Raw genomic sequence first — 1552 nt, 5'->3', positions numbered from 1 at the left:
GCCCATATACTGAAATATTGAATTAGTCTTTTAACCCTAAGTAAAGATAGGGAATACTATCCGGAAATCCATGCAACTATTGTTCTTATTGAAAACTGCTAATGAAATTTAGGTATATTCGGGTTAGATCCGTATGCTGTTACTTCGATTTGATTAGGTCACATAGGAATTTAAACACTCTCTAACTAAATACTGATGAGTGCTTAAATATTTTTGCTGGTGTCAAAGATATATCAATTCTAATACAACCAGGCTATAAAGAATAAAAGAGAAGGAGAGAGAAGAGAGAAGAAGAGAGAAGAAGAGAGAAGAAGTTCATACCCAGACTTCGGCTAATTCAGGTTTCGCAGCAATTCATAGACACTACTTACTCAATCAATTTAAGTTACTGATGCTCTAAATTACCTAGAGGCTGTGAAACCTGCTTAGTCAAAACAGATCAGAATTATATTTAAACAATTTGCTTACTAGGAATTCACACGGAAGTTCATTAAAAACACGTAATTCTATTTACTGACCCAGCAGTTTTCGTATTACCGTGTGAATTCTGAAAAGCAAAATAATGATACAAGTATTTAATTACTTAGAGAAAATGGTTTCTCTAAGTGAAATTTGTTTAATAACATGCCGATATTTGATAAACTGAGAGTCATTGGTAGATTTGAACGCTTGCCAGAATGTCTGTTAGCCGAGATTGCAGATCACCAATCAGATACATTCAGAGAGGTAACTGCCAATGAAATAGAAGGACTGATAAAGCAGGAGAAAGATAAGTTAACCATACATCAACAAAAGGCTTTTAAAATGAGCAGGGAAGAAGACCTCTCATACCGAGATATTGCAGATGATATGGGGGTCTCTGTCAATAGAGTAAATTATCTTATATGCTGTGCATTGAAATCTATTCGGCTTAATCTAACCAAGTATGGTGTTTAGTATGTTTTGTGGTTTTTATGTATAGCTGTAATAACTATCTCTGGTTAGTGAAATTTCCTCCATCGTATCTTTATCCTATTTTAGGAATTAAAGTAAAGGTGAGGCAGAGCCGCACAGAAGAGTCAAAGAAAAGGAAAATAGACAACTTATATGCAAGGACTGAGTGCCGGCAGCTTTTATCCCCCTAAACTGAAACAATAGATTGATCTCTTACATTATTTTACTGTTCACGTGACGAATCATGACAATAACATTCCTCCTGTCTTATATGCACCGGCATCGGCACGGCGAGCTATATCCCCTTTGCTCCTTTTATGAAGCGGACGACACGTAAAATTTTTAGCATCAAAATATTATGCAGAGCATAATATTTTGATACTAAACCGTGAGGCTTGAATTTTTACCAGTGTGTCCGCAAATAGATATTCGCAAAGGGGATATAGTGGCGTGTTGATGCCGTTAAAACAGGAATGATAAGGCTATAAAATTGTAAGCGTTCGGGAAAGAGCATCTTGTGAGATATTGTCATGGGCTTTACCTTTGCCAAAAATGCGCGTATTGGTTATCTTAACAAGAGCCCAACGAGCGTTTAGTTTATGTAAAATGGTTCAGACAA

Annotated in this window: 1 protein-coding gene; it reads left to right on the top strand. The window is 36.1% G+C overall.

Translation table 11 applies throughout. The annotated features are described in order from the left end of the window. Positions 1–624: 624 nt before the first annotated feature. Complete coding sequence (locus G7Y56_RS18385; protein ID WP_165045909.1) at positions 625–936, top strand: sigma factor-like helix-turn-helix DNA-binding protein; 312 nt, start codon at positions 625–627, stop codon at positions 934–936. Positions 937–1552: the final 616 nt, after the last annotated feature.

The organism is Dysgonomonas sp. ZJ709, from assembly GCF_011039195.1.
Taxonomy (GTDB): Bacteria; Bacteroidota; Bacteroidia; order Bacteroidales; family Dysgonomonadaceae; genus Dysgonomonas.
This window is presented reverse-complemented; position numbering and strand designations above follow the sequence as displayed.